This is a genomic window from Sulfuriroseicoccus oceanibius (genome assembly GCF_010681825.2).
Classification (GTDB): domain Bacteria; phylum Verrucomicrobiota; class Verrucomicrobiia; order Verrucomicrobiales; family SLCJ01; genus Sulfuriroseicoccus; species Sulfuriroseicoccus oceanibius.
The window spans coordinates 2,360,921-2,379,806 of the sequence record NZ_CP066776.1 but is presented as its reverse complement, the minus strand read 5'-3'; the positions used below and the strand labels follow the sequence as shown (position 1 = coordinate 2,379,806).

Annotated in this window: 17 protein-coding genes; 12 read left to right on the top strand and 5 right to left on the bottom strand. The window is 57.8% G+C overall.

Translation table 11 applies throughout. The annotated features are described in order from the left end of the window. Positions 1-13 precede the first annotated feature (13 nt). Together G3M56_RS09585 and G3M56_RS09580 are read left to right on the top strand one after the other, a co-directional pair. Positions 14-1,873 (top strand): acyl-CoA dehydrogenase family protein, encoded by a 1,860-nt coding sequence (locus tag G3M56_RS09585; protein WP_164362500.1) that lies wholly within the window; start codon positions 14-16, stop codon positions 1,871-1,873. 111 nt (positions 1,874-1,984) lie between these two features. Beyond that, positions 1,985-2,461, top strand: coding sequence for a hypothetical protein (locus G3M56_RS09580; RefSeq protein ID WP_164362502.1), 477 nt, complete (start codon positions 1,985-1,987; stop codon positions 2,459-2,461). 124 nt (positions 2,462-2,585) lie between these two features. Here the strand turns inward: G3M56_RS09580 and G3M56_RS09575 are convergent, their stop codons facing one another. Both G3M56_RS09575 and G3M56_RS09570 read right to left on the bottom strand, forming a co-directional pair. Then, positions 2,586-3,893, bottom strand: a complete 1,308-nt coding sequence (locus G3M56_RS09575) for a glucose-1-phosphate adenylyltransferase (protein ID WP_164362504.1) — start codon at positions 3,891-3,893, stop codon at positions 2,586-2,588. 250 nt (positions 3,894-4,143) lie between these two features. After that, positions 4,144-5,136 (bottom strand): tRNA dihydrouridine synthase, encoded by a 993-nt coding sequence (locus G3M56_RS09570; RefSeq protein WP_235203362.1) that lies wholly within the window; start codon positions 5,134-5,136, stop codon positions 4,144-4,146. A gap of 167 nt (positions 5,137-5,303) precedes the next feature. Here G3M56_RS09570 and G3M56_RS09565 point away from each other — a divergent pair, with 167 nt between their 5' ends. Continuing rightward, a complete protein-coding gene (locus G3M56_RS09565) occupies positions 5,304-5,762 on the top strand; it encodes an acetolactate synthase (RefSeq protein WP_164362509.1) in 459 nt (152 codons plus the stop codon). A gap of 18 nt (positions 5,763-5,780) precedes the next feature. Here the strand turns inward: G3M56_RS09565 and G3M56_RS09560 are convergent, their stop codons facing one another. Then, on the bottom strand, positions 5,781-6,380 hold the full coding sequence (locus G3M56_RS09560) for an HAD-IA family hydrolase (protein ID WP_164362511.1): 600 nt from the start codon (positions 6,378-6,380) through the stop codon (positions 5,781-5,783). A gap of 20 nt (positions 6,381-6,400) precedes the next feature. Next, positions 6,401-7,576: an MGDG synthase family glycosyltransferase gene (locus G3M56_RS09555; protein WP_164362512.1), complete on the bottom strand. Its 1,176-nt coding sequence runs from the start codon at positions 7,574-7,576 to the stop codon at positions 6,401-6,403. Positions 7,577-7,773: 197 nt separating this feature from the next. On the opposite strand from G3M56_RS09555, the gene G3M56_RS09550 reads away from it, so the two are divergent. The 8 genes from G3M56_RS09550 (at position 7,774) to G3M56_RS09515 (ending at position 16,401) form a co-directional block, all read left to right on the top strand. Beyond that, a complete protein-coding gene (locus tag G3M56_RS09550; protein WP_235203361.1) occupies positions 7,774-8,511 on the top strand; it encodes a peptidoglycan recognition protein family protein in 738 nt (245 codons plus the stop codon). 73 nt (positions 8,512-8,584) lie between these two features. Then, a complete protein-coding gene (locus G3M56_RS09545; protein ID WP_164362514.1) occupies positions 8,585-9,466 on the top strand; it encodes a haloacid dehalogenase-like hydrolase in 882 nt (293 codons plus the stop codon). A 127-nt stretch (positions 9,467-9,593) separates the two neighbouring features. Further along, on the top strand, positions 9,594-10,349 hold the full coding sequence (locus G3M56_RS09540; RefSeq protein WP_235203360.1) for an alpha/beta hydrolase: 756 nt from the start codon (positions 9,594-9,596) through the stop codon (positions 10,347-10,349). A gap of 18 nt (positions 10,350-10,367) precedes the next feature. After that, entirely contained in the window at positions 10,368-11,738 is a 1,371-nt protein-coding gene (locus tag G3M56_RS09535) for an adenylate/guanylate cyclase domain-containing protein (RefSeq protein ID WP_164362518.1), read from the top strand. Positions 11,739-11,852: 114 nt separating this feature from the next. Further along, positions 11,853-13,652 (top strand): translation elongation factor 4, encoded by a 1,800-nt coding sequence (gene lepA / locus G3M56_RS09530; protein WP_164362520.1) that lies wholly within the window; start codon positions 11,853-11,855, stop codon positions 13,650-13,652. Positions 13,653-13,706: 54 nt separating this feature from the next. After that, on the top strand, positions 13,707-14,885 hold the full coding sequence (lepB, locus tag G3M56_RS09525; protein ID WP_164362522.1) for a signal peptidase I: 1,179 nt from the start codon (positions 13,707-13,709) through the stop codon (positions 14,883-14,885). Positions 14,886-15,073: 188 nt separating this feature from the next. Next, positions 15,074-15,736 (top strand): PEP-CTERM sorting domain-containing protein, encoded by a 663-nt coding sequence (locus G3M56_RS09520; protein ID WP_164362524.1) that lies wholly within the window; start codon positions 15,074-15,076, stop codon positions 15,734-15,736. 89 nt (positions 15,737-15,825) lie between these two features. Further along, positions 15,826-16,401 (top strand): YdeI/OmpD-associated family protein, encoded by a 576-nt coding sequence (locus tag G3M56_RS09515; RefSeq protein ID WP_164362526.1) that lies wholly within the window; start codon positions 15,826-15,828, stop codon positions 16,399-16,401. Positions 16,402-16,458: 57 nt separating this feature from the next. On the opposite strand, the gene G3M56_RS09510 is transcribed toward G3M56_RS09515, so the two are convergent. Continuing rightward, positions 16,459-17,358, bottom strand: a complete 900-nt coding sequence (locus G3M56_RS09510; protein ID WP_164362528.1) for a dienelactone hydrolase family protein — start codon at positions 17,356-17,358, stop codon at positions 16,459-16,461. 376 nt (positions 17,359-17,734) lie between these two features. Here G3M56_RS09510 and G3M56_RS09505 point away from each other — a divergent pair, with 376 nt between their 5' ends. Continuing rightward, on the top strand, positions 17,735-18,883 hold the full coding sequence (locus G3M56_RS09505; RefSeq protein ID WP_164362530.1) for a S1C family serine protease: 1,149 nt from the start codon (positions 17,735-17,737) through the stop codon (positions 18,881-18,883). The last annotated feature ends 3 nt before the right edge of the window (positions 18,884-18,886 follow it).

Below are 18,886 nucleotides of genomic sequence, written 5' to 3'. Positions count from 1 at the left end.
CCAGGAGAGGCTTATGGGATCCGTAATTGATACATCGAAAATGAACGCCGGCGAGCGCGCCGCTTTGGAAACGGCGGAGGCCGCCCGGGAGGAAGTGGCGGCTGGCGGCGGCGGATTTGCGGCGTCTTTGTTTCTCGGGTCGCCGCGGTTCTCGCAAGTAGCGCCTTATCCGACCCAGCATGCGGCGGACAAGGAGGAAGGCGATGCATTTCTACGTCGGTTGGAGCAGTTCTTGGAGACGACGGACCCGGATGCAATCGACCGTGAGGGCGAGATTCCGGATGACGTGTTGTCTGGATTGGCAGAGCTCAAGGCGTTTGCGATCAAAGTACCGCAGGAGTATGGCGGACTCGGGCTGAGCCAGACCAACTACGCGCGGGCTGCCGAGCTATTGGGCGGGTGGTGCGGAAACCTGACAGCGCTGCTTTCTGCTCATCAGTCGATTGGGGTCCCTCAACCGGTGCTTACCTTTGGTACCGAAGCGCAGAAGAAGAAATATCTGCCGCGCTTCGGAGAGGGCGAAATCTCCGCATTCGCCCTGACCGAGCCTGGAGTGGGATCTGATCCCGCCGGAATGAAGACCATGGCCGAGCCTGATCCGGATGGTGAACATTTTATCATCAACGGCGAGAAGCTGTGGTGCACTAATGGCGTGAAGGCCGGTGTGATCGTAGTGATGGCATGCACGCCGGCGCCCGAGGGAAGCAAGTCGGGAAGGCGGCCGATCACCGCATTCATCGTGGAGATGGATGCTCCGGGGGTGGAGGTAACGCACCGCTGCCATTTCATGGGGCTGCGCGCATTGTACAACGGTGTGGTTCGCTTCACCGATGTGAAGGTGCACCGTGATGCGATTCTGCACGAGGAAGGCAAAGGGTTACGGGTGGCGTTGACCACGCTGAACACCGGGCGGCTGACGCTTCCTGCGGCTTGTCTCGGGATGGGGAAGGCCTGTCTGAAAGAGGTTCGGCGATGGACCGGCGAGCGCGAGCAGTGGGGGCGCAGGATCGGCGGACACGCGGCGATAGCCGATAAGGTGGCAAGGATTGCGGCGCGGGTTTATGCGCTCGAAGCGATGACTTCGTATGTTTGTGCGCTGGTCGACCGCGATAAGAAGGCGGACATTCGAATTGAGGCTGCGATGGCGAAGATGTGGGGGACGGAAGTGGCGTGGGAGATTGTCGATGAGACGATGCAGATCCGTGGCGGCCGAGGGTATGAGACTGCGGATTCGTTGAAAGCGCGGGGTGAGCCGGGCTTTGCGGTTGAGCGCTTCTTCCGGGATTCTCGGATCAACACAATCTTTGAGGGCTCGTCGGAGATCATGCGTTTGTTTATCGCGCGTGAGGCCTTGGATCCGCATCTGAAAATTGGTGCTGCGGTGGTGAACTCGCAGTTGCCGATGGCCCAGCGTGCGATGGCCGGAGCCAAGGCAGCGGCGCACTATGCGTGGTGGTACCCGTCGCGGTGGTTGCCGCTCCCGCGCGAGGGGTCGGTAGGGGCGACATTTGGCAGTGTGGATCGGTTCATTTGCCGCAGCTCGCGTAGGCTGTCGCGCTCGTTGTTTCATGGCATGGCGCGTTACGGGCCGAAGCTTGCGGACCAGCAGTTGATGCTCGGGCGGATCGTTGACATAGCGACCGAGTTGTTTGTGCTCGGCTGTGCTGCTTCGCGTGCGGCTGCTCAGATTGGCAGCGGAATCGAGTCCAGAGAGCGCGAGGAGTTGCAGCGTATCGTAGGATTCCTGGAGGCGGATGCGAAGCGTCGGGTTTCGCGGTTGTTTTCCGAGTTGTCTGCGCCTGGAGATGGAGTGGGTTATCGGTTGACCAAGGATTTATTGGATCATCCGGAAGGGTATGATTTTTTGAGGTAGATCTTAGGAGATGGTGACTGCGAGGAGGCTGTTACAGATTGGAGGGACGGCGATCGACACGCGTGTTCATCGCTCTTGACGCACTGTGATCCGTGACCCACCGTCATCGCCATGAGCTTTTCAAAATCTCTTACAACCGAACAGAAGCAGACACTCGCCGATTGGGCGTCCGAGGGTATCGGGCTCTCCGGGATGCAGAAGCGGATTGAAGCCGAGTTCGGCGTGCGCATGACGTACATGGACACGCGTTTTCTCGCATTGGACCTTGGGTTGAAGGTCTTGGAACCTGCGGATATTGAGGCGGCGAAAAAAGCGGCTGAGCCGCAGCCTGAGGTGGTCGAGGAGGAGCTCGAGCCCGAGGTGATCGCGCCTCAAGGCGTGCAGGTGTCCCTGGATGAACTCGTGATCCCAGGGGCTGTGGTCAGTGGTAAGGTAAGCTTCAGTGACGGTGAGCAGGCATCCTGGATGATCGATCAAATGGGGCGCTTTTCGTTGGTACCGAAGACCGAAGGCTATCAGCCATCGCAGGACGACTTGCGTATGTTCCAAGCCGAGCTTTCCGATCTTTTGAAGCGCAAGGGAATGTAGGCATTTGCTTCTCGGAAGCAGATCCTAGATGGATTGAAATAAAAAAACGCTCCCGGCGCATGTGGCGACGGGAGCGTTTTTTGTGTCTGTGGGGATGGTCTCCCGCAGATGATGACAAATAATCCTAGATCCAGGTGTCGGATGGGATCACCGCACCTTTTGGAATCACGACAATGCCGTCGCGGATGAAGAAGTTCTCGCCGTCGAATGTCTCGGGCTTGCCTTCCGGTGAGATATGAACGCGGTCGCCGATGCGGGCGTTCTTATCGATAATGGTGTGATCGATCTTACAATCGCGGCCGATGCCGAGTGCCGGCACGTTGTTCTCTGTGGCCTTGGCTCGATCGTCGAAGTGGTCGGCACCCATGATGATGGTGTTGGAGATTTCCGAACCTTCGTCGATGAACGAGCGAATGCCGATCACGCAGCGGCTGATCTTCGCTTTGGTCACGATGCAGCCATCAGAAATAACGGCTTTGTTGATTTCGGCGTTGTTGATCTTTGATGCCGGCAGGAAGCGTGCGTGGGTGTAGATCGGGTGGAGGTAATCGAAGAAGTTGTAGGCAGGGACGTTCTCGGTGAGGTCCAAGTTGGCATCGAAGAACGAACGAATGGTACCAATGTCTTCCCAGTAGCCTTGGAAGATATAACTGAAGACTTTCTTGCGCGTGATGGTGGTTGGAATGACGTCCTTGCCAAAGTCGATCTTGTCGTTGTCCAGCGCGTCGAGCATGGCGTCGCGGTTGAAGAGATAGATGCCCATCGATGCGAGGTAATGCTCGCTGTCTTCTGGGAGGTTGTTCTCTTTCAAACGCTGGGGTGACATTTTGAGTTCATCGAGAATTGCTGGATCCGATGGCTTCTCCTCGAAGCGGGTGATGTCTCCGTCGTCGGTGGTGAGCATGATGCCGAACGACTTGGCCGGCTCGCGCTCGACCGGCAGGGTGGCGATTGTCAGTTCAGCCTGGCTCTTGAGGTGTTCGCGCATGATCTTGCGGAAGTCCATGCTGTAGAGCTGGTCACCACTGAGGATCAGGTAGTACTTGTAGCGCCCGCTGGTGAAATAGCGCAGGTTCTGGCGCACGGCATCCGCGGTGCCCTGGTACCAGGCCTGGCTGCCCGGGGTTTGCTGGGCTGCGAGGATCTCGACGAATGAATCGGAAAAGCGGTCGAACTTATAGGCCGAGCTGATGTGGCGGTGCAGCGAGGCGCTGTTGAACTGGGTGAGCACGTAAATGCTGCGGACGCTCGAGTTGATGCAGTTGGAAATTGGAATGTCCACCAAGCGGTACTTGCCGGCGAGTGGCACCGCAGGTTTCGAGCGGTCTTTGGTCAGAGGGAAAAGTCGGGTGCCAGCACCGCCGCCCATGACGATGGCGAGCGTCTGATCGAGAGCGACGTGAACTTGATGTTCGAGATCATTGTTTGTCATCGGAGGGATTTTTGGTGCAATCCCCTCGGATTGTCACGCGGATTGTGCTCTCTGTTTCGAAATTAAAACATATTCTCGCAACGTTAGTGGCGTGTGATTGCTAGGTCTCGTTCGGGGGCGCGAGCCAGCCGTTCATAGGGTGTGCGATTGAGTGACGGGCGCACCTCATGCGCGGTCCCTGTGGAATCATCGCAAAGCTGACTGTGGGCGATGGCATACGTGATCGGTATCGCAATCGCCGTGCAGCGCTTTAGCCTCGGTTGGGCGGGAGGAGGTCCGAGAATCCGCAGAAGAGCTTGGAGTTCTCCGGGGGGAGGTCTGGCAGTGGGGTGTCGTGATCAAGGTGCAGGTCACAGCATGCCAGCAATTCCTCCTTGGTGGAGACACGTCGAATGCGGTAATCGAAGTCGGGATCCAGGCCTTGGGCGATGAAGACGAGGAATTTCTTGAGTCGGTGGATGATGCGTTCCGGTGTTGGTGGGCGGCCGACGGCTTCGAGTTCCGCGTGGAGCGCGAGGATGTACTCGCGCAGGTCGCGGTGGGTTGGTTTGGGGATCGGGCGTCCTGCGAATGCGGCGCGCAGTTGGTCGAAAAGCCACGGGTTGCGGATCCCGCCGCGCCCTATCATCAAGCCGGCGGCCCCTGTGCGTTGGATGTATTCCAGTCCGCTGCAGGCATTGACGACGTTGCCATTGGCGATCACCGGGCAGTCGAGTGCGTCTACCGCGGCTTTCACGCAGTCGGTGTGAACGGGGGACTGATAGCGTTCGGTTACGGTGCGCCCGTGGATGGTGAGGGCGTCGATACCGTGTTTGCGAAAGATTTCCAGCAGGGCTGGGAATTCCTCTTCCGAATGGTACCCGATCCGGGTTTTTACGGTGAACTTACCGTTGATTGATTCGCGCAGTGTGCCGATGAGTCGGTCGGTATGTTCGGGCAGACGCAGGAGTCCGCCGCCGGCGTCTTTGCGGCAAACGACAGGAGCGGGGCAGCCCAGGTTGAGGTCGATGCCGGCGACAGGGAGCTCCAAGAGCTGGCGGGCGGTGCGCACCATTTCAGGGATATCCATCCCGATCATTTGAGCAAAGAGTGGTCGACCCGTTTGATTGTCGGTGACCGCCGCGAGGATATGCTTTTCCAAATGGGAGTCGCGGTGCACGCGGAAATACTCCGTGACGTAGTAGTCCGGCCCGCCGAGCCGTGAGATCACGCGCATGAAGGCACGGTCCGTGATGTCTTGCATGGGAGCGAGGGCTAAAACCGGGCGGTCCGATGGGAAATCTGGGATCATGCGGGCTGTGAGTTCGATGGTTGCGCGATCGTGCTAATTTGAGTACGGTGTGTCCGTTGTTGGTCCGTACCTGATGTGGGGGCGGGTCGAGATTGTCAGGAATTCTCCATCAATTCGCTATGAGTTCGCCCATTGTAAAGCAGCCCGGTGATCCTGTGATGCAGTTTTCTGTCTTTTTGCCGAGCAAGCTTGGGACGTTGATGCGCTTGGTGAAGCTTTTGGAAGGAGCTCACGTGCAGGTGTTGGGGATGAGCCTCCATGACTCCACGGATGCGACAGTGGTGCGGGTGGTGGTCAGCGACCCTGACATTGTCGAGCAGCTCTTTTACGAGCGGGGGATTCCGTTCAGCAGCTTGGAAATGATAGCGGTGGAGTTGGCAGATGGCGCAGCCGGTCTGGGGCGATGTTTGTCCGCCTTGTTGGAAGGGGAAGTGAACCTACTCTTCTCCTACCCGCTGATGAACCGTCCCGGGCTGGGCACGGTCATCGTGATGCATGTTGAGGACACCCCGTTTGGGATCAACGTGCTGCAACGCAATGGTTACAAGGTGTTGTTCCAAGGGGACCTGACCCGCTGAGGGCTGGTTGGCTCTCGATTATTTGGCGAGGAACTCGGCGAGTTCGGATTCCAGCTCGGCGTGGGTGGACGGCTGGTAGTGGTGGGTGGTGAACCCATGGCGTTCGCCTTCCGCGATGTTCTCCAACACATCGTCGATGTAGAATGTGTTGGCGGGATCGACGTTGAGACGTTCGACGGCGTCGACGTACATTGGGGGAGCAGGCTTTGAACCGCCGACTTTGAAAGAGAAGACCGCATCGTCGAAGAGCGAGAATTCCGGATAGCGTTCGAAGATGTAGTCGATGTGGATCGCGCTGGTGTTTGAGAACAAAATGCGGCGGCACTTGCCCTTGGTTTCACGCACGATTTTCCACATCGCGTCATTTGGCATGAAGATATCGCTATAGGCATCGACGAGCTCGGTTGCGGTGCCTTTGAAGTCGAGCAGCTCGGCGAGCTTTTCGATGAAGATAGCGGGGGCGATTCCACCCATTTCCACCTGGTCGCGCAAGGTGTAGAACTTTTCCATCAGCTCTTGGTCTTTGTTCGGATCCGGAATTCCCAGGCGGGTGAGCGCACGGTGGAAATCGAAGAAGAGCAAAACGTTACCGATATCAAAGAGGATGGTCTTTTCCATAAAGCAATGGGGTGGGTTGATCATTGTACCAGCCAGCGGGCAATGTTGCGCGCGGCATCCGGCTTGGCGACTTTTTTCAATGCGGCTCTTTGTTTGTGCCACAGCTCAAAGTCGTTTGCCGCGAGGCTAACGATAGCGTCGCTGAGTTTGGTTGATTCATTGAGGCAGGATCCGCCCCCTTCCGACTCAAGAAGGATTGCGTTTCCTTCTTCCTGACCAGGTACCACGTAGTGGATCAGCATAGGGCATGCTGCAGCGCGGGCTTCGTGGACGGTGGCGCCGCCCGCCTTGCCACAGAGCAGGTGGTGGGAGGCTAGGATTTCGGGGACTTGGTTGGTCCAGCCGAGGAGGTCAACACGGTTCGAGATGCCCGAGAGCCTCATTTGCTCCTCGATAGGCTCGCGCAACGTGGGTTCATGTTTGCCCATGACCAGAGTGGCGCGCCAATTGATGGAGGCTGGGATGGCGGCGAGTTGTTCGACCAAAGCGCAGGCCTGGGTGCGCGAACCCGTAGGGAAAAGTGCGATCTTGAATGGCGACGGCGCGGCATCATGTTCCGGCGATTGCGTGGCCACTGCCTCGGCAATGCTGGGATGGACCGGGAAGCCAAAGGGATGGATCCGCGCAGGATCTACGCCTGCCGTCTCGACGTGCTTGGCGGTTAGCGGGTCGGTCACCACGAAGCTGTCGGCGGGTCCCTTGGTCCAGACGGAGTTGATGGTTACCGAATCTGTGACGACGGTGATGAGTTTGAACCGGTTGTCAGCGTGTTCGCGGTAGAGGCCGGCGCGCCGCAACATGAATGGGTAAAGTGGGTAGGTCGAGATGATGGTGTCCGGATGGAAGTCGCGGATGGCTTGCTCGATCATCTTTTTCGGTCGGCGCAAAACCATCAATGGGTCGCGACTGACGTCGCTGGTTCTATCCGACAATGTGTACATCTGCTTCCACAGCTTCGGCGTGCGGTGAATGGTCAGCAGGTAGAGCTTTTTTACCAGCTTGTTGATGCGCGGGCGTCCTTCATGGAGAGGGTCGAGCATTTGGACCTTGCAGCCCGGGGCTTCGGCTTCCAGGGCAGCAACGATTGCACGGGCAGCCGCATTATGCCCTTCGCCGAAACCTGCGGTTAATACCAGGATACGGCGTCCGGATCCCGCAGGGGCTGGGCTGGGACATGGGGTTGCGGAGGTTTGCATGGGCAGCAGAATGACTGGAAGGGGTGAGTCAGGCCGACGGGAGTGTGACTGATAATCCGCTCAATGCAATCATCGGCTGCGTTGAATTCGTGCATTGTTGGGAGCGGTGTGAGCGCGCGATTGATCCGTGGCCGGAACGTGCGTAGTTTGTCTTCATTGTGATCAAAGCGAGCGAAATTTCCCTTCTACAGACTCCATTGGCAAAACGAGCGGCATCCGGCCTCCGGTGGTCCGTGTGGAGTGGGCTGGTGTTGTTTGGCGTTGTGTCTTGCGGCGATGCGGGGAAGAAGGCGCAGGGTGGTGCAACGGTGGCACCCGTGTATCCGGAAGTGGTGAAGGTTAATGGAGACGCCGGCTTGGGTGGGCGTGAAAAGAATGCCATCCAAGTTGAATCGACGGTGGATATGAGCGAGCCGGTGACCGGCTTTGAGATGTTGGGGGCTGAGGTGCGCACGCTCATTGATCAGGGAATCGAATTGAATGGGCGTCCTGACTGGCGGGGTGTGGTGATTCATTCATCGGGTGAGCCCGCGGGCAGTGCGGCTGCATTCAGGTACTATCACGAGCGGGTGTTGGGTTTTGACGAGGGAATGGGCTACCACTTTGTGATCGGCAATGGCCGGGGCGCGGCGGACGGTAGTGTTGCGGTGGGCAGTCGCTGGCTCGAGGGGAAGGAAGGCGGAGCAGTGCGTGAGTCTTCGGTGCCGCGGATCGACATCTGCCTGGTGGGGGATTTTTCGGAAGACCCTCCGACCAAGGCACAGATGCTCGCATTGCGGGAGTTGCTGGCGGTGCTTGAGAGTCGTCTGGGTGAGTTTGCTCTCGATCAGGTGCGCGGTCACGACCATGTGGAATATAACCGCAGGCCATGTCCGGGGCCGCATTTCCCGATTGAAAGTGTGCGGGCGCATCGCAAGGCGGTGCCGGTTCGCTAGATTGGTGGATATGGGCGACTGCGGGATTATCCGCTTGCACCGCTTGTGGCGCATTGGTCATGGTGGCGGGTGAATGGCATCCGCACCGCAAAACAAAATCGCGATCGTCTACGATTACGACCTGACGCTGAGTCCGCTTTACATGCAGGACGATGTGTTGTTTCCCCACTTTGGGATCGATCCGAAGCAATTCTGGCTCCAGTGCAATGCTTTGGTTGAGGAGGAAGGGTACGACAACGAGCTGGCGTACCTGAAGGTGATCCTCGATTATCTGGACATCGACCGGCCGACCAACCGGGATCTGGAGGAGCTTGGTGCGAAGCTGCACTTCTCGCCTGGTGTGCCTGGCTTTTTCGACGAGCTCAACGGTGTGCTCACCGATCAGCATCGGATTGCCGGTGTGGAGGTCGAGCACTATATCGTTTCCAGTGGGCTGAAGGCGTTGCTCGATGGCAGTCGTCTGGCGCCTCAAGTGAAGGCAATTTTCGGATGTGAGTTTGCCGAGGGCAGCAATGGAGCCATTGCTTTTCCCCGCCGTGTGATCAGCCACACCACCAAGACCCAGTATTTGTTCCGGATTAACAAGGGAATGCTCGACCACCGGGACGATGTGAATGATCACATGCCCGCGGAGCAGCGGCCGGTTCCGTTCGAGAACATGATCTACGTGGGCGACGGCCCGACCGATGTACCGTGTTTTACGCTGATGAAGCGCTATGGCGGGCATGCGATTGCGGTCTACAACCCGAACGACGGCAGTGGAAAGAGCTTCCGCAAGTGCTTCCAGCTGGCGGCTCATGCCGAGCGGGTCAAGCACATCGCGCCGTCCGACTTCCGGGGGGGGAGTCATCTGCGCATGTTATTGGATGAAATGGTGACCGAGGTTGCTGACCGGATCACGCGCAGGATGCGTGATGACCGTGAGGATGGTCGGGTGAGAGCACCAGGATATTGATGGGGCTATGAATCTGTTTGGTGCGAAATGGAAAGGACCTTGGTGGAGAAAAGTAATGATCCAGTTGTTCAGGCTTTCACTATTGTACGGAGTTTATCTGATGATCCTGAGTTCTTGTGAAACATCCATGTTGTTTCCCGGGGCGTCGCGGCCAACAACCGCGAATCGGGAAAACATCGCGGCCAACGAGACCCGTGTGTTGCACGAAGTGGCCAATGGCGCGACCGCCGAGGCGTGGCTGATACGTCATCGGGTGCGTGATCCGCAGCCACCGTTATTGGTCATCAGTCACGGGAATGGAGAGATTTTGGATGACCATTTGCCTGCGGCGCGCACGCTGGCTCGTGATGGCGCGGATGTGTTGATTGTCGGCTTGCCGGGCTATGCAGCGGGCGAGGGGAAGCCGACTGCCGCCGGGATGCGGGATGCAGGGAGCAAGGCGTATGACTGGGCGCAGGCTCAGGTGGGTGGACAACCTCCGCGGGTGGTTGGATTTGGATTCTCAATCGGTTCGGGGATGGTGTGTTTGGTCGCGGATGAACGGGAGGTCGACGCGTTGGTGCTTTGTGCGCCCTTCGACTCGGTGGCGGCGGTAGCAAAACGCATGGGGGTTCCAGGATTTTTGATCCGCAACAAAATCAACAACATGAAGGCCCTTGAGGACTACCAAGGGGAGGTGCGTATTCTACACGGCGCGGAGGATACCATTATCCCTGTGGCGCACTCCAAGGTCTTGGCAGAATCGCTGACCAATGTGACCCACGTGATCGTAGAGGGTGTAGGACACAATGATTTGTTCATGAGTGCCGAGGCCGCAGAGACTGCGGATCGATGGTTGGCCGAGCTTTTACGAGGGCCGCGTGTAGAGAACGGAAATGATTAACCGATAGCTGATGCAACTATGACCAAAGCGCGGGCCATCTACTCCAAGTATGCGCTCGCGATCTGGACGTTTGTGGCCATCGTGGTGGTGATTGGCGGTGTGGCGCTGGTGGTGATCCCGATGATGCTCAAGCGCTATGAGCGGCAATACCATGCGTTGGTGCACCAGCGGCTTGAGCATCGGGCGCGGGCGCTTTCCCGGTTTGCCGAGAGGCAGTTGAGTGATGGACGCGACCCGAAGGACGTGTTGGTGGAATTGCAGTGGATTGTCACAGCTGCCAAGGACGCCAATGGGTTCAGTGCGGTGGTTGACCGCAACACATCGACGGTGGTGTGTCATCCAGACGAGAGCTTTGTCGGGTTTGTGCTGCAGGGGGATATTTCACGCTATGCCTTGCAGGATCGGAAGGGCAAGCCGATGCCGATGAAGGAGATTGAAACGTGGGACGATATTGTCGATTCGACTGGTTTTGGAGCCTTGGTCTCCGACGATGTGAATGACGTGATCATGGTCCAATTCGTCATCGGGCAGCCGTGGGTTGTGGTGTCGGCGTCGGACACGGACCGGATTCAGGCGAACATGGACGCGACGCGGGCGATGTTTTTCGGGGTTGGTGCTGTGTTGGCATTCGTCATCGCAATTCCGGCATCGGTGGCGGCGCGGCGGGTGAGCGCGCGGTATGAGCGGAGAATTGAGGCCAGGGAGCGCAAGATCCGCGAGGAACGCGCCAAGTCGGATGCGTTGTTGCGCAACATCTTGCCCGAGAAGGTGGCGGATCGGCTGAAGGCGGGGGACTCCGTGATTGCCGAACGTCACGAGGACGTGGCGATTTTGTTTGCAGACTTGGTGGGGTTTACCGATCTGGCGGGGCAGATGAACGCAGCCCGCTTGGTTCCGGTTTTGAATGAGATCTTCAGCGGCTTCGACGAATTGGCCGACGCGCATGGGGTGGAGAAAATCAAAACGATCGGGGATGCGTACATGGCTTGTGGCGGGCTGCCGACTGCCGATCCCGAGGGCGCGCGGAAGATTGCGAGCATGGCGTTGGACATGTTTCCGGTGATCGACGCGGTCAACCGTCGCCACGATCTGAATCTGGAATTGAGGGTTGGAATCCACAGCGGAGAGGTGGTGGCCGGAGTGATCGGCAAGCGTAAGTTTATCTACGATCTGTGGGGCGCTGCGGTGAACACGGCCAGCAGGCTGGAGTCGTCGTCGGTGCCGGGCCGGATCCAAGTCAGTGCCGAGGTGCGTGAGCGGCTTGGCGATGGATTCTCATTGGATGAGCGTGGGGAGATCGAGCTCAAGGGCGTGGGGGCAATTCGCACGTGGTTTCTGACAGGTAGGGCGCGCAAGGACCGAGCGGGCGCGGAATACCAGCGGAGCTGACGAATACGCGGTGGCAATGTGGCAATGAGATGGCGTCTTTGAGCCCTTTACTTTCGGCGCGGCGCGGGTAGGTTTCAGCCTCCCGAACCATTCGGGACACGAACTTGATTCATTATGGGCACAGAGCTGACACGTAACTTTTCGATCATTGCACACATCGACCACGGGAAGACGACCCTTTCCGACCGCTTGCTCGAGTTGACCCAAACGATTTCCGAGCGCGAGAAGCAGGATCAGTTGCTCGACTCGATGGACTTGGAGCGTGAACGAGGTATCACCATCAAGTCCCACCCTGTGACCATGGCGTTCCCATCCAAGGACGGGAAAACCTACCGCATGAACCTGCTCGATACTCCGGGCCACGTGGACTTCTCTTATGAGGTGTCGCGAAGCCTTGCGGCATGTGAAGGTGCGCTGTTGTTGATCGACGCCGCTCAGGGCGTGGAAGCCCAGACCGTGGCCAACGTGCAGTTGGCGTTGAATCAAAACCTGACCGTGCTGCCGGTGATCAATAAGATCGACCTGCCGAGCGCCGATGTGGACAAGTGCAAGCAGCAGCTTGAGGACATTCTTGCCATCCCTGCCGAAGAAGCGCTGCTCACCTCTGGTAAGACGGGGATTGGTATCGAAGATTTGCTGGAAGCGGTGGTCGAGCGCGTGCCGCCACCGAAGGAGTGGGACGACGATATCCTGCGTGCTTCCGTGTTTGACTCTGTGTTCGACACCTACCGTGGCGTGATTTCCTACGTCCGTGTGATGTCTGGTAGCATTGCCCGTGGCCAGCGCATCAAGATGCTTGCCACCAACAAGACATACGAAGTCAAAGAGGTGGGTGTTTTCACTCCGAAGATGCTCAAGCAGGATGCTCTCAACGAAGGCGACGTGGGCTACATCATCGCCAACGTGAAGTCGACCTCCGACGTGAAGATCGGCGACACCATCACCGATTCGATTAAGCCGGCTTCCGAGCCGCTGCCAGGCTTCAAGGAAATCCAGCCGATGGTTTTTGCTGGTATTTACCCGGTGACCACCGACGACTTCGAGCAACTCAAGCTCGCCATGGGTAAGTTGCAGATCAACGATGCGGCGCTCTCGTATCAGGCGGAAAGCTCGGCCGCCCTCGGCTTCGGCTTCCGCTGTGGCTTCCTCGGACTGCTCCACATGGAAATCGTGCTTGAGCGTCTGCGCCGCGAGTTCGACATGGACGTGATCTCGACCCACCCGGGCGTGATCTACGAGGTGGATCTCACCAACAAGACCAGCATCACCATCGACAACCCGACCCAGATGCCGGAGCCGCAGGAAATTGAAGAGATCCGTGAGCCGGTGGTGAAGGTCTTCATTCTTATCCCGAACGATAATATCGGCGATGTGATGCAGCTGGTGATGGAGAAGCGTGGCGAGGTGGTGAATACCGAAACTCTCGACGACACGCGAGTGATGCTCACCGCGGTGCTGCCGCTCAACGAAATCCTTATCGACTTCAACGATCGTCTCAAGAGCATGACGCGTGGATATGGCTCGATGGACTACGAGCACGACGGTTACCGCGCCGCCAACCTCGTCAAGATGGACATGAACATCTCCGGCGAGCCGGTGGATGCGTTCAGCACCATCGTGCACCGCGAAAAAGCCGAGAGCTACGGACGTCAGCTCGCCAAAAAGTTGCGCGAGGTGATTCCGCGTCAGTTGTTCGTCGTGGCGATCCAGGCATCGGTTGGTGGCAAGATCGTGGCGCGTGAATCGATCAGCGCGATGCGTAAGAACGTGACCGCCAAATGTTACGGTGGTGACATCAGCCGTAAGCGCAAGCTGCTTGAGAAGCAGAAAGAGGGTAAGAAGAAGATGAAATCCATCGGACGGGTGAACATTCCGCAGGAAGCGTTCATTCAAGTGTTGAAGTCGACCGACTAATCGGCGCATCCTCCATCCGTACACGACATTTTCCTCCATCCCCCAGACCGTCCGATGCTCAAGACCAAAACCCAGAAAGAAGCGGAGCTGACTATCAAAGGGTTGCGCAAGTTCATTCACTACAAGCGCGACCTGCTCAAGCCCGAGCAAATCGACCAGCTTGAGCAGTTGGAGGCCGATCTGAAGGCCGCCCGACGTGAGCGCGACGATGATAAGGCGCGGGAACTGATGAAGGAAGTCGAGCAGGTTTCTGACAAACTGACGCCACCCACGGAGAGGCGCAGTGGCTTCCTCTACGAGAACGTGGAGATGTTGTTTGTGGTGATCGCGATCATGGTCGGGATCCGTGCGTACATTGCCCAGCCATTCAAGATCCCTACCAATTCGATGTATCCCACGTTGAATGGGATGATCGCAAAGTCGGTGGACGACCCGGCAGAGGTGCCGAATTTTGCCACCCGTACGTGGGAGCGGTTGTGGAATGGGCGCAATTACGTCGAAATCAAGGCGCCGTTTGATTCGGTGATGATGGTGAGCGACAAGACATCGCTCCCATTGATCTCGCTGGCGAGCCTCCACTTCGTGAATCCTGTCACCAAGCAGGAGGAAAAAATGACCGTCAATACATCGGCGGGCGCCATTTTGAGTGATCCCGGATTTGGACTCGCGCCTCGAGTTTTCAAAGTTGAAGGGCCGAATGGTAAACCGGCGCATGCGGTGCAGGTGCGCGAAGGTGAAGTGATTGCCCGAGGTTACTCGCAGGCCGGGGACCAGCTGCTGGTCGATAAGATTTCCTATCACTTCCGCAAGCCAAAGCGTGGTGAGGTGTTTGTGTTCACAACCAAGCGCATTCCTGAATTGCAGTCGTCCGATCCGAAAGTGGACATGCAACATTACATCAAGCGCCTCGTCGCGGTGCCTGGCGACCAATTTGAAGTCACGGATGACAATATTCTGGAGATCAATGGCAAGCCTGCTGAAGAAGAGGGTATCGCACGGGTCAATGGTGCTGAGGGCGAGTACAAAGGTTACGTGAAATATTCACCGCACGAGGGGCGCCCGTACCCACACTATCGCGGCAAAGTGCCTAACAAAGCTTTCGTGGCAATGGGTGACAACTCGAACAACAGTCTCGACAGTCGCGCCTGGGGCTATGTGCCGGAGATGAACCTCGTCGGCCCGGCTTTTGCTGTTTATTTCCCATTCGGCAACCACTTCGGTGGGGTGAAATAGGGGCGTAATCGAGCATAACTCGCCTCAAGCAGGAGCCGAGCTTTAAAGGGGGCTCTGGTGGCTCGACATGAGGGTGTCGAGTTTGTTGATTGAAACTCGGTGCCATGGTCCTAAAGTGGGCCACTCCGCGTCGCTGACTAGGCTGGGCGGAGGTAGTGAATCTGTAGCGAAAGCCCCTGATATTCCCTATGAAATCCAAGCGTCTCATCACCAGTATCGTTACCGCAGGCGCACTTGCTAGTGCAGCACAGGCAGCAACGATTAGTTACCGAATCGACACAACGGTTGATCTTAGCGGCCAGGGCTTGAGTGCGACTGAGGCAGTCAGGGTGGTTTATTCCTTTGATGACGGATTGTTGGATCAGAGCGGGCTGTCGTCGCTAGGTCAGTATGAACCGATCAAAGTTGAGCTTACGGCCGGAGGTGAGACGGTTTCGTTTTTTGACGGTGATGGCCGCACCTATAACCGACTTAACCTTCAGGTGAGGAACGATTTCACAGACGAGAGTGGAACTAGGGATGGTTATTCCTTGTACGCTGACCCACAGACACCAACGCCATTTCTCTCCGATTTGTCGGGCGGATTGGGCGGGGACAAGAATCTGCTCAATAGTATCAGCTTCACCATGCAGTCGGTATCCGACCTTTCGGCAACTGATAGCACGGCTCTCTCTACGGATCCCATCGCATTTCTGCAGTCCGCTGACTTTGTCTCGCTCAGACTGTCGTTCGGTACCGGCGGCGGCGGGGTGTCTAACGGTCCTGTCACTATCGCAAGTGTTCCTGAGCCTATGTCGATGAGCTTGTTAGCTCTGGCTGGAAGTGTGTTGCTTCGTCGCAGGCGCAGGTAGGGTGTCATTATTTTACCAGTGCTGCCATTGAGCAATGGGGCCGGGGTTCGCGCCTTGCCCGATTGCGAGGAGGCTGTAGGTTCCAAACCATGCCTGTTCCCGATCCTGCGAAAGTTCTGTCCTTTGCTTCCCCTTACCATCTCGGGCGGTGGCTTGAGGTGAACCACGCTAGTGAGAGTGAGTTGTGGGTGAAGATGTTCAAGAAGGGGGCTGGGGTTGCCAGCGTGACGTGGGATGAGGTGGTCGTCGAGTCGTTGTGCTGGGGGTGGATCGACGGGGTGAAGAAGTCGCTGGATGAGATGTCGTATCTCCAGCGGATCACGCCGAGGAAAGCCAAGAGCAACTGGTCGAAGCGGAACCGTGAGCACGTTGAGCGGTTAATTGCTGAGGGGCGGATGAAGGAGCCTGGTCTGGTGCATGTGCGTGCGGCCCAAGCGGATGGCCGGTGGGAGAATGCCTATGTGGCGAGCGAAATGGAAGTGGCGGAGGATTTCCTCGCAGCGCTGGAGAATGAGCCGGTGGCGAGGCGTTTCTATGAGACGCTGACGAAATCCAGTCGGTATGCGATTGCCTACGGATTGACGAGCGCCAAGCGTCCGGAGACCCGGCAAAGGAGGTTTGCGAAGTTTATGAGCCAATTGGCGGCTGAGCAAAAGCCGGGCTAATACGGTTGGCGCCGGGGGAGAGGGGGCGCCAACGCGTAGATCGGGGATCTGTTTGGGCTAGAACCCTTTGGTTTCATGAATCCATCGGGCGGCCTCGAGGGTGAGTTCGGGTGTGGGCATGACGTGCCCGCCGGGGAAGTGCCATGCGCGAACTTTCGCGCGCGTTTTCTTCTCCAGGAAGTTGGTATCCTTGGTTTCGTAGGAGATGGCGTTCTTGTCCTTGTCGCCATTGATGATAGCGACCGCCATTTTGCGCGGGTAGGATTGGTCGTACATATTGCCCATCCAGCCGCCATGGGAGATCACACCAGCGGCTTCCGGTGCGATTTCGGCGGTGGACTGGAAGGACCACCATGACCCACCGGACATGCCGGTGAATACGATCTTGTTTGGGTCGAAGTTGACGGCTTGCTGGGCGCAGGCGAATGCGGCCTTGGTTTGTGCGAGGCGTTCGTCGTAACGATCTTCCAGGGATTTTGTGTTGGTGTAGGCGTCGACTCCGACCACGACCCAGCCGAGTTCGTCGGCGGTGAGTTTCATGTGTTCGACAATGTCCTGGGATTTGCCCCGATAGTGGTAGACAAACACGACAGGTCTGGTCTTGCTGTCGGCTGAGTTGTCGATGTAGCCGGGTGGGCGGTAGATGTGAATTTTATGGCCGCCTCCATTTTCAGGAGTGAGGGATTCCATCCGACCGTGCTTTGAGGCTTCTATGCGCTTGGCTTCTTCTTCGGCGAACTGAGCGAGGCGTTGTTGGTCGTCAGGTGAGAGAATGCTGGCGTCGAACGTGCTTTCCTTGCCGGATGAGAGTTTCAAAGTGACGCGGTTTGTCTCAGCGTTGAAGGCGAGTAGGTCGGCTGTGATGGTGCGCCCATCGCTGGCGCGGGTCCAGGTGTCGGCGGAGAGAATACTGGTGCCTAGTGCGAGGGTTGTGAGTGTCAGTGCTGCGAATTTCATGGGGTGTGTGTTGAGGTTAATGGTTAGTATGGGTGGTGGCTGGAGGTCAATGAGGGGATGCGCGGCGGAGCCGATGAGGCGGAATTTGAAGGTCTAGCTAAACTTCATCACTGCGGGCGTCTCGGAGTGAGGCTGGCGGCTGATTGGCGGGGGCGTTGCCAACGCGATGGTTGGCGTTCCTGCCTGAGTTGGTTGTTGAGGGGCTGAAAAAGGGGATCTATGAACATCCGTGATCATCTGTGGCTGGGGAAAGGGGGGCGTTTGATCTCTGTCGCATGCAGTGAGATAAACAAATTGGCTGGTGGATGACGGAGTAATGGCTGCCGACGGAGGTTGGCTGTGAATTGAGCTAAAGAATCAGTAGAGATCCGAAATCATGAGCAAGACGCATTGGACGAGCGTGCGCGCGTTGGGCGCGGGAGTGGTGGCAATGGGACTGGCGGTGGTTTGTCTGACCAGCGCCCGTGCCCGCGAGCCTCAAGCGATGGATGAGATTCAGGTGTCGGCCGAGGCGCCGATCCGGACTGGGCCGCTGGGGGGGTATTCAGCGATTGTGGAGAAGGTGTCGCCCTCGGTGGTGAGTATCGCTACCTCCCGGATGGCGCGGCAGTACCAGCGCGACTTACGCACCGGGCGTATTAATATGATCGAAACGCCTGTGCCGCAGGGGCTTGGCTCAGGTGTGCTGGTGAACCGATCCGGGATTGTGGTGACCAACAACCATGTGATCGAGGGGGCGACGGTAGTGAATGTGCAGATCCAGGGGCGGAAGGAGCCGGTGCATGCGCGCGTGTTGGGTGTGGATCCATCGACGGACCTGGCGGTGCTGAAGGTGGAGGGCGATGATTTGCCTGCTGCGGTGTTTGCCGACAGCGACACTGTAAAGCCCGGGGATTTGGTTTTGGCGATCGGTTCGCCGTTCGGGCTCGAGCAGAGTGTGACTTCGGGGATTGTGAGTGCGACGGGGCGATCCGACTTGGGGATTGTGGCGCGTGGTCAGGGGTACGAGGACTTCATTCAGACCGACGCGTCGATCAATCCCGGGAATTCTGGCGGCGCGTTGATCGACAACCGCGGTCGGGTGATTGGGATCAACACCGCTATTCTGTCGCGCAGTGGCGGGAATGTCGGGATTGGCTTGGCGATCCCAACTGACATGGTGCTCGATGTGGTTGAGCAGATTGTGAAGTTTGGCGAGATCCGCCGCGGGTACCTGGGCGTGGTGATGAACGAGCTCGATTTGGAGGCCGCGAGGCGGGTCGGTTTGGACGACGCTGGGGTGGTGGTGCGTCAGGTGGTGATGGATTCGCCGGCATTTGTGGCAGGGATCCGCGCGGGGGACGTGATTTTGTCCATCAACGAAGAGCCGGTGGATGAAGTGAACCGATTGCGCTTGGAGATTGCCAAAGTGCGACCGGGCGATGTGATGAAGTTTTCCATCTGGCGTGCAGGTGAGATTGGCGACGTCGACGTGAAGGCAGGGCAGCGTCCGGTGATGGGGCAACAGCGACTGCGTTGGAGGTAGCAC

Coding starts and splice junctions, on each gene's coding strand:
- G3M56_RS09585 (WP_164362500.1), top strand. CDS start 14: ATGGGATCCGTAATTGATACATCGAAAATGAACGCCGGCGAGCGCGCC.
- G3M56_RS09580 (WP_164362502.1), top strand. CDS start 1,985: ATGAGCTTTTCAAAATCTCTTACAACCGAACAGAAGCAGACACTCGCC.
- G3M56_RS09575 (WP_164362504.1), bottom strand. CDS start 3,893: ATGACAAACAATGATCTCGAACATCAAGTTCACGTCGCTCTCGATCAG.
- G3M56_RS09570 (WP_235203362.1), bottom strand. CDS start 5,136: ATGCAAGACATCACGGACCGTGCCTTCATGCGCGTGATCTCACGGCTC.
- G3M56_RS09565 (WP_164362509.1), top strand. CDS start 5,304: ATGAGTTCGCCCATTGTAAAGCAGCCCGGTGATCCTGTGATGCAGTTT.
- G3M56_RS09560 (WP_164362511.1), bottom strand. CDS start 6,380: ATGGAAAAGACCATCCTCTTTGATATCGGTAACGTTTTGCTCTTCTTC.
- G3M56_RS09555 (WP_164362512.1), bottom strand. CDS start 7,576: ATGCAAACCTCCGCAACCCCATGTCCCAGCCCAGCCCCTGCGGGATCC.
- G3M56_RS09545 (WP_164362514.1), top strand. CDS start 8,585: ATGGCATCCGCACCGCAAAACAAAATCGCGATCGTCTACGATTACGAC.
- G3M56_RS09540 (WP_235203360.1), top strand. CDS start 9,594: ATGTTGTTTCCCGGGGCGTCGCGGCCAACAACCGCGAATCGGGAAAAC.
- G3M56_RS09535 (WP_164362518.1), top strand. CDS start 10,368: ATGACCAAAGCGCGGGCCATCTACTCCAAGTATGCGCTCGCGATCTGG.
- lepA (WP_164362520.1), top strand. CDS start 11,853: ATGGGCACAGAGCTGACACGTAACTTTTCGATCATTGCACACATCGAC.
- lepB (WP_164362522.1), top strand. CDS start 13,707: ATGCTCAAGACCAAAACCCAGAAAGAAGCGGAGCTGACTATCAAAGGG.
- G3M56_RS09520 (WP_164362524.1), top strand. CDS start 15,074: ATGAAATCCAAGCGTCTCATCACCAGTATCGTTACCGCAGGCGCACTT.
- G3M56_RS09515 (WP_164362526.1), top strand. CDS start 15,826: ATGCCTGTTCCCGATCCTGCGAAAGTTCTGTCCTTTGCTTCCCCTTAC.
- G3M56_RS09510 (WP_164362528.1), bottom strand. CDS start 17,358: ATGAAATTCGCAGCACTGACACTCACAACCCTCGCACTAGGCACCAGT.
- G3M56_RS09505 (WP_164362530.1), top strand. CDS start 17,735: ATGAGCAAGACGCATTGGACGAGCGTGCGCGCGTTGGGCGCGGGAGTG.